Genomic DNA, 443 nt, shown 5'->3' with positions numbered 1-443 from the left:
ATAAATTAGAGTTCGATAGAACTCTTTACTTAGGAATCCCCCTCTTCTAAACGAAGTGAAAGTGGGGGTAGTTCAATTGCCGAATAAGAATTTTAATCGCTTCTCCTGTACGCTGTATGATAAACGAGCGTCAAATTTCTTCCCGTTTTTGTTTGAGATAAACCCTTTGATCTGATCCGTTACATTCTTTTCTAATAACTTTTTCACATGGTTACTACTTAAATTTTTACCAGATAATGTACCAAAAATAATGAAGTCACAGCCTTTTTTGTATTTCTCACATAAGTAGTTACTTTTCCCTACAAGAACCCTACTCTTACACAATGGACATTTACCAATGGTACGATCTTCAGTCGTTGGAAAACAGAATTTCAAACTTCCGTCCGCTTCCATATAGATAGCTGCTGTAAATTCTCCCTTTTCTCCTTGAAAGCCGTTGATAA

Annotated in this window: 1 protein-coding gene; it reads right to left on the bottom strand. The window is 35.9% G+C overall.

From position 1 onward, the window contains the following. Positions 1-72: 72 nt before the first annotated feature. Positions 73-443: topoisomerase C-terminal repeat-containing protein (locus tag JDS95_RS30495; RefSeq protein WP_242474213.1), on the bottom strand; the 371-nt coding region annotated here is incomplete at its 5' end.

This window comes from Bacillus cereus group sp. N24 (genome assembly GCF_016483345.1).
Classification (GTDB): domain Bacteria; phylum Bacillota; class Bacilli; order Bacillales; family Bacillaceae_G; genus Bacillus_A; species Bacillus_A toyonensis.
The sequence above is the reverse complement of the archived record's forward strand: the minus strand, read 5'-3'. Positions and strand labels throughout refer to the sequence as shown.